General features: G+C 58.2%; 4 protein-coding genes and 1 pseudogene. 3 read left to right on the forward strand and 2 right to left on the reverse strand.

The window, feature by feature from the left end:
• Positions 1-464 precede the first annotated feature (464 nt).
• Both AC3B8H_RS15385 and AC3B8H_RS15390 read left to right on the forward strand, forming a co-directional pair.
• Positions 465-3191 carry an ATP-binding protein gene (locus AC3B8H_RS15385; protein WP_488442425.1) on the forward strand — a complete coding sequence of 909 codons (2727 nt, stop codon included), beginning with the start codon at positions 465-467 and terminating at the stop codon, positions 3189-3191.
• Positions 3188-5329 (forward strand): putative bifunctional diguanylate cyclase/phosphodiesterase, encoded by a 2142-nt coding sequence (locus AC3B8H_RS15390; protein WP_488442426.1) that lies wholly within the window; start codon positions 3188-3190, stop codon positions 5327-5329. Before AC3B8H_RS15385 ends, AC3B8H_RS15390 begins: the two co-directional genes overlap by 4 nt.
• On the opposite strand, the gene AC3B8H_RS15395 is transcribed toward AC3B8H_RS15390, so the two are convergent.
• Both AC3B8H_RS15395 and AC3B8H_RS15400 read right to left on the reverse strand, forming a co-directional pair.
• A complete protein-coding gene (locus AC3B8H_RS15395; RefSeq protein WP_488442427.1) occupies positions 5326-6159 on the reverse strand; it encodes a PHP domain-containing protein in 834 nt (277 codons plus the stop codon). The two genes, AC3B8H_RS15390 and AC3B8H_RS15395, sit on opposite strands and share 4 nt — an antisense overlap.
• On the reverse strand, positions 6156-7952 hold the full coding sequence (locus AC3B8H_RS15400; RefSeq protein ID WP_488442428.1) for an ABC transporter ATP-binding protein: 1797 nt from the start codon (positions 7950-7952) through the stop codon (positions 6156-6158). Before AC3B8H_RS15400 ends, AC3B8H_RS15395 begins: the two co-directional genes overlap by 4 nt.
• 45 nt (positions 7953-7997) lie before the next feature.
• On the opposite strand from AC3B8H_RS15400, the pseudogene AC3B8H_RS15405 reads away from it, so the two are divergent.
• Positions 7998-8514 (forward strand): annotated as a pseudogene (locus AC3B8H_RS15405) (hypothetical protein); the annotation flags it as partial.

The raw sequence follows: 8514 nt of genomic DNA on the forward strand, positions 1-8514 counted from the left end.
GTCCGAAGCCGTGGAAATTGATTCAGCAATCGCCTGTTCATGCAAAATGTCGTTGTAAATTTCAAATCTCCGGGCATGCTATCTATCCCGTACGACACGCTCCATTCGAATGACGGTTAGAATTCCCGGTGAATTATTCCGGGTATATTAGTCGATTGTCGTAAAGTCGGGGCTGAGCAGAACGCTCAAATCGCGTTTCGCTCGCGCGGATGGAACGCCTGTCCGATAAACCTAGTCTCCTAACTACGCGGATTAAACTATCGGGCACTGTCCGCCGTTTTGCTGGCGGATTCACAAATTAAGGCTATATTGTTGGTTTTTAGACTGACGTTTGCCATGCGAAGGTTCATCGAAGGAATCGCATGAAGACTTAACGACAGCCTAACCAAAACGATAGACTCGATGACGAACGCCTATTCGGCGGCGGTTGACCGGCTTAATTCCACGAGGAGGCTTGGCGAACCATGGCTCGACGGAAACTGCCCGATTTGCCGATGAAGCAAAAGCTACTGTATTTACAAGAGCTGACCGTGGCGCTGGCCTTACTGTTTACGTTGCCGATCACCAGCCTGACCCAGATTCATCAGGAACGCAGCCGTTTGGAAACCGAAACCCGCTCGTTGAGCACGATGGTGGGCTTTAGCGCCAGCGCGGCGTTATTGTTCGACGATGTCAAGACCGCTAACGGCGTGCTGGCGACCTTGCGCGGCAAGTCGGAGATCTTGTCGGCGCAACTTTACAGCAAGGATGGCCTATTGTTCGCACAGTACCCCGGTATTGGGGCGGCGCCGGAAATTCCGCGAGACTTGAACGACGCCCGGCTGCACATCGCGACGGACGGTTGGCGGTTGACTGAACAGGTCTTGCTGTACCCGGTTAGCGGCGAGGGTCCCGAAATCATCGGACATCTGCGAATGGTCGTCGATTTGCGGCCAATGTGGCGCACGGTACTGATCAACATGGCCCAGCTATTCGGTGCTTTGTTGACTGCGGTGGTACTGGCGGTATTGTTCGGGCGTAATTTGGCCAAGTCCATCGCCGCGCCCCTGACCGCCTTGTCGTCGTTGGCCCGCAAGGTGTCACAAGACAACGATTACATGGTGCGAGCCGGCGGCGGCGGCAACGACGAAATCGGTCAATTGGTCGATAGCTTCAATTCGATGATAGAACGCCTGCAGCAGCGCGATACCGAATTGGCGAAACAGCGCGAAAACCTGGAAAAACAAGTGGATCTGCGTACCGTGGACTTACGTCGAGCCGTGGCCGAGGCGCAGGCGGCTACTCTCGCCAAATCGCAGTTCCTGGCCACGATGAGCCATGAAATCCGCACGCCGATGAACGGTGTGTTAGGCATGACTGAATTACTGTTGGGAACCCGGCTGGACGACACCCAGCGCCAATACGCGGAAACCGTGTTCAGCTCGGCCGAATCCCTGCTGACCGTGATCAACGATATTCTCGACTTCTCGAAAATCGAAGCCGGCAAATTGCAATTGGAAAACATTGACTTCAGCCTGTACGAACTGATCGAGCAGCTCTCGGCGCTATTCTGGGAACGCGCGCGCGCCAAGCATATCGAGCTGGATTGCCGCATCGACGCCAGCGTCGCCGATGCGGTTCGCGGCGATCCGCACCGCTTGCGGCAAATACTGACCAATTTATTGTCCAATGCCATCAAATTCACTGAACGCGGCTCGGTGGGTTTATACGTCGCGGCAGCGGAAAACCCATCCAACAACGCGGACCGGCGCATACCGCTAATGTTTCGAGTGGTCGATAGCGGGATCGGTATCGCGGAAGATATTCTGCCCAAGCTGTTCAAACCCTTCAATCAAGCCGACGGCTCGACCACCCGCAAGTACGGCGGCACCGGACTGGGATTGGCGATCTGCAAGGAGTTGAGCAATTTGATGGACGGTCGGATCGAAGCGCGCAGCCAGCCTGGCATCGGTTCGCAGTTCACGGTGTGTCTGCCGCTCGCCCCGGCCGGCGCAGCCCTGCCGCCGCTGAGCGTCGACCCGATATTGCGCGGGCGGCGCGCGCTGTTGGTGACCAACGGCCGGTTGGATATCGAATGTCTGTGCTTGGAACTGTCCGAACTTGGCGTCCATTTCAAGCTGGCCGCGAACGAAGCTTCCGCCCTGTTGCGTCTGGAGGAGGGAGCCAAATCCGGCATTTTTTACGATTTCATCCTGTTCGATGCCGCGGTCTTGGACGTCGGCGCGTTAAACGAACGTCTGCAAACCTTACCGCGTCTGGCCTCGAGCCGAGCGATCGAAATCAGCGCGGCCAACGGTCCCGACCCGAACCAAGCGCCGCCGGACTGGCCGGTTTTATACCAGCCCGTTCAACGCCGCGCCCTCAGAGAGGCGTTATTGCGGGGGGTTAACGGTAAACCCAGTATCGCGGACTTGGTGGCGATCCGTTGCGACCGACGACGGGTATTGTTGGCGGAGGACAATCCGGTCAATCAAAAGGTCGCCAAGGCCATGCTTGACCAATTGGGCTATCGGGTCAGGATTGCCGACAACGGCAAATCCGCGCTGCATATTTACGAATCCGAGCCGATCGACTTAATTTTAATGGACTGCATGATGCCGGAAATGGACGGCTATTCGGCCGCCCGAGTGATTCGAAACATCGAACGCGAGCAAGGCGGCGCGCGAATCCCGATCATCGCGCTGACCGCCAATGCCATGGAGGGCGACCAGCAAAAATGCCTGGACGCCGGCATGGACGACTATTTAAGCAAACCGTTTTTGCAGCAAGCGCTGGCGAGCAAAATCGGCCGCTTTCTGCCGCTTCCCGGCAACGGCGAATCGCCGGCCCGCCGGCCCGCCGATAAGGACCCGGACAAGCTGGATAACGGCGCGCTCGATACTTTACGACAGATCGGCGGCAATCAATTAGTCGAAGAAGTCCTCGATCTATTCCGCCAGAATGCGCTTGAGCAAATCGACTTAATCGCCAGCGGTCTGCGCGAACAAAACCCGCAAGCGGTGCGCTTCGCCGCGCACGCGTTGAAATCGGCGGCCGCCAATATCGGCGCCAGGGGGTTGTCCGAGCAGGCGAAAGCGATCGAGCACGCGGCCCGCGACAATACGCTGGATTTTGACGACCGGCTTGCCCTGACCTTGCAAAACAGCTATAAACGGGTAATTGCAAGGCTTGCTAACCCGGATCCCGAATGACCTCCCCACCCTCCTCCCGCAGTCTGATACTGGTCATCGACGATGACGACATGATCCGTCTGATGTTGGCCAACATCCTGGATCGGGAAGGCTTTGCGGTGATTGGCGCCAGCGACGGCGAAACCGGTCTGGAGCGCTTGGCGGCGGATCAACCCGATCTGGTGCTGCTGGACGTGATGATGCCCGGTATCAGCGGCTTCGACTGCCTGCAACGCATACGCGCCGTTCCGGAAAAACGCTTGCTCCCCATCGTGATGCTGACCGGCATCGACGATCTGGAATCGGTCAATCGCGCGTTTCAGCTTGGCGCCACCGATTTCGTCGCCAAACCGATCAGTTGGGCCACCCTACCGCACCGTTTGCGTTATTTGCTGCGCTCCTCGGCGGCCTTGGCCCAACTGGCCAGAAGCGAGGCCGAGTTGCGTAAGGCGCAAAAAATCGCCCAGTTAGGTAGTTGGGAATGGTGGATCGACGCCGACAAAATGGTTTGGTCGCGCGAGGTATTCAATTTACTCGGCGTCTCTCCCCAGGACTTCCAAGGCCGTTGTCAAGATTTGTACTCGGCGGTGCACCCCAGCGAAGTGGGGATATTACGGCAGGCCATCGACCTATGCCTGAAAAATCGCCGCCAATTTCGGCTCGACCTGCCGGTCCTCCATCGCGACGGCGGGGAGCGTATCGTGCATGTCCAGGGCGAATTGGTCGTCGACGGCGAATCGGCGCCCCGGATTCAAGGCACGCTGCAAGACATTACCGAACGCCGCCATATCGAGGAACGAGTCAGGTTTTTATCGTATTACGATCCGTTGACTGGACTGCCTAACCGGACGCTGTTTCGGGAAATTCTGGCCGAGGCGATGGTGCAATGCAATCACCAGCATAGCCGGATCACCACCTTGTTCGTCTGCATAGACCGCTTCAGCCGCATCAACGAAACGCTGGGGCCCAGAGCCGGCGATCACGTCCTGAAAATGTTCGCCGACCGTTTGGTCGCCGAAGTTCGCGACAGCCACGGCAAGGGCGGCGGCGCCTTCGGCGGCGAATCCACGGTGTCACGTTTGGGCGGCAACGAGTTCACGATTTTGCTGAAACACGCCGACGACGATCAGACCGGTGTACGGGTGGCACGGCAAATTCTCAGAACGCTGGAACCCGCCTTCCAAATCGACGCGATCGAGCTATTCCTGGGCGTCAACATCGGTATCGCGGTTTATCCAGGCGACGGTGGCGACGAAGACGCATACATTAAAAACGGCGAGTTCGCGATGCACCATGCCCGCGAACAAGGCCAAAATACCTATCAATATTTCAGTAAATCGCTGAACGCTGTCGCGTTTCAGAAGCTGTCCATGGAAAACAGCCTGAGGCGCGCGCTGGAGCGCAATGAATTGCTGCTGTTTTACCAAGCCAAGGTCGATATGCATCGGCAGCGCGTGGTCGGCGGCGAGGCCTTGATACGCTGGCGTCATCCGGATCTGGCATTGGTGGCGCCGTCGCAGTTCATCCCGATCGCCGAAGAATCCGGGCTGATCGTGCCGATCAGCAATTGGGTACTGGAGACGGTATGCCGGCAAATCCGCGAATGGCAAGATCGCGGTATCAGCCCGACAATGGTGATCTCCGCTAACGTGTCGGCCAACCAATTGCACCAACCGGGCTTCGTCGGCCATGTCCGCAACGCGCTGGCGATGGCCGGCATCGCGCCGGAGTGTTTAAAACTGGAGTTGACCGAAAGCATGTTGCTGGAACACGTGGACGAAGCGCTGGTCACGCTGCGCGAATTGCGCGCGCTGGGCGTGAAGACCAGTATCGACGACTTCGGTACCGGCTATTCGTCATTGTCCTATTTGAAAAAACTACCGATTTCGGAGCTGAAGATCGACCGCTGCTTCGTCCGCGATTTGCCGGATAACGAAGACGACGTGGCAATCACCACGGCAATATTGGCGCTGGCGCGGGCGTTGACGCTGGAGGTTATCGCCGAGGGCGTCGAGAACCAAGCGCAGGCCGACTTTCTGATGGCCGGCGGCTGCCATATCGCCCAAGGCTTTATGTATCACAAGCCGGCGCCGGCCGACGAATTCTTCGACTTCGTTGCTCGTTTCAACCACTCCACATTGGCGGACAATAATCCCTAAAACAATTCCCAGATCGGCTCCGCGCCCAGCGGCAACGGCGCCAGGCGGCCCAGTTCCAAGTATTGGTTTTCGGGGGCGTGAAAGTCGGAGCCGACCGATGCGCGCAATTGATGCTTGGCCGCCAATTCTTGACTAAAGCGAATATCGTCGCCGCTGGCCCGGCCGGTTACCACCTCGACGCCCTGCCCCCCAGCCGCTTTGAAAGCGACCAGGGCTTTGTTGATCCATTTGTTACTCAACTTGTAGCGCAGCGGGTGCGCCAGAACCGCCAAGCCGCCGGCCGCGTTGATCCAGCCGACGACTTCGGCCAAGCTCGCCCATTGGGTTGCCACATAGGCCGGTTTGCCCTTGCTTAGATAGTAGTCGAAGGCATCTTGTTGAGTTTTCGCGCGGCCGACGCCGACCAAAAAATCGGCGAAATGCAAGCGGGTGATTTCGCCGCCGCGCGCGGCGCGCGCCACCGCTTGAAAAGCGCCGTCTATGCCTTTTCTGGCCAGTTTGTCGGCAATTTTCCTAGCCCGCTCGACCCGCAAATCCTGCTGTCTGGCAACGCCATCGACCAGCGAGGGGTGGCTCGGATCAATATTCAAGCCCACCACGTGCAAGCAATGGCTTTCGAAACTGGCCGACAATTCGATCCCTGGAATCAAACGCAGGCCCAATTCGGCCGCGACGGCCCGCGCTTCGGCCAAGCCGGCGGTCGTATCGTGATCGGTCAGCGCCAAAGCGGTAACGCCGCGGGCATGCGCCCGGCGTACCAATTGACCCGGCGTCAATACCCCATCCGACGCGTTGGAGTGGCTGTGCAAATCGTAGACGGCGGCGCTCATTGGTAATCGCCGTAGAGTTTGGCGTACAACCCGTTTTGCTGGATCAAGGTTTCGTGCTTGCCCTGCTCGCAGATTTTGCCTTGCTCGAAGACGTATACATGATCGGCCTGTTTTACCGCGCTAAGCCGGTGAGCGATAATCAGCGTGGTGCGGCCCGCCAAAAACTCCGCCAACGCCTGATGCAGTTTGAATTCGGTCTCGGTATCCAGCGCCGAGGTGGCCTCGTCGAGGATGACCACCGCCGGATTACTGACGATCATCCGGGCGATGGCCAGACGCTGGCGCTGCCCGCCGGACAAGCGCATGCCCTGCCGACCGACCACGGTGTCGAGGCCTTGCGGCTGCTCGCGCACCACGTCCGCCAGTTGCGCCATCGTCAAGGCCCGCCACAGATCGCTATCGGCGACGTCGCGGCCCAAGGTCAGATTGGCGCGTATCGTATCGTTGAGCAGGGCCGGATGCTGCAATACCGTGGCGACGTGTTCGCGCACCATATCCAAACCGATCCGGTCCAACGGTACGCCGTCGAAATATATCATTCCCCGGCCCGGCGGATACAAGCCGATCAAAGTCTGCGCCAACGTGGACTTGCCGCCGCCGCTGGCGCCGACCAATGCGATTTTCTCACCGGCCGCTATGTCCAGGTTGATGCCGTTCAAAACCGGCTCGTCGCGGTAACTGAAATGCAAATCGCGCACGCCGACCGAGACGGTCTTGCGGCCGGCAAACGGATTTTCAGCGTGCGGATAGTCGGGTTCGCGCTGCAGGCGGGTCAATTGGTTCACCCGCGCCAATGCCGCCTTCGCGGCGTAAAACGACTGTTGTATGCTTAAAATCTCCTGCACCGGCGCCATCATGAACCACAGGTAGCCGAATACGGCCAGCATTTCGCCGATACTGAGGTTGGAATACAGCACCATCAGCATCGCGGTGGCGCGGAAGATGTCGAAGCCGAATAAAAAGGTCAGAAAGCTGAGGCGAATCGCCGCATCGCTTTTCCAGGCGAATACCGTCGAGTGGTTCTTGACCGCCTCGGCGCTGGCCACCAACTGCCGGCAATAGTGGGCCTCGCGATTGCTGGCGCGGATCTGGTGTATCGCGTCCAGCGTCTCGCTCAACGCTTGCTGAAACACCGCATAGGCTTTGTTTTCGTTGGCTTTCAGATCCTTGACCTTCGAGCCGATGGCCTTGGCCAGATAGATCACCAGCGGGTTCAAAAAGATGATGAACAATCCCAACTGCCAGTGCATCCACAGCAAGATCACCGCGGTGCCGAATACCGTCAGTACCGCCACCAGTAACTTGCTGACTGTCGTGCCGATAAACGTATCCAGCGTATCCAGATCGGTCACCATGTGGGCGCTGACCGTGCCGCTGCCCAGGCTTTCATATTCCGACATCGACACCCGCTGTAAATGGCCGACCAGACCCTCGCGTATCCGAAATATCACATCCTTGGCGATATTGGAAAATTGCCGGGTCTGAATAATGTTCAATACCAGCGCGAACAAGCGCATCAGCAAGCTGACCAGCAAGATCACGCCGATGTAGAAAATCGGCACCCGCCATTCCGGCGGAATCAAAGGGTCCAGGGTATTGAGCACCGTGCCGGGATGATGCAGCAATACTTCATCCACCAACAGCGGCATTAACAGCGGTACCGGTACGCTGGCAAGCGTCGCCAACAAGGCGATGATATGACCGGTCAGCAATTGCTTTTTATGTTGCAGTGCGATGCGATAGATATAATGCCAGGAATACTCCTGAGGTCTTGCGGCTTGGGATGCGTTCAAGGGAATACGACTAAATCCGGTGGCTTAATAGCAAATTATAATAGCGTGGCGATCTTTACAGAAAACTTGTTACTCCCGCGCGGCTTGTCGCGGTTTCAGAGGACAGCCTGGGCCCTGCTCTGGCTGGCCTCGGTCGGCTGTTGCGCCGCCCCGCCGACTCCGTCCCAGCGCGCCGCCTTCCTGCGTGCCGAACGCGCGGTCGCCGAGAATAAGCTGGCCGATTATCAACGCTTGAACGCGGAATTGAGCGATTACCCGTTACTGCCGTATTTACGCTACCTTTGGGCCAAGTCGCATCTGGAAGACGACCAGGGCGTGATCCGTTTTCTCGACACTCACGCCAACACCCGTTACGCGGCCCCGTTGCGCAACAAATGGCTGATTCAGCTCGGCGAGCGGCAACGCTGGTCGGAGTTGTTAAGCTATTATCGCGGCAGCGAAGACCCCGAGTTGCAATGTTACGCCGGTCTGGCCTACCTACAGTCCGGCCGGAGCGACGAGGCCTTTGCGATTGCCAGACCGCTTTGGTTGAGCGGTAGCGAACCGCCGGGGTCTTGCGCGA

Source organism: Methylomonas sp. BG-2, assembly GCF_057766305.1.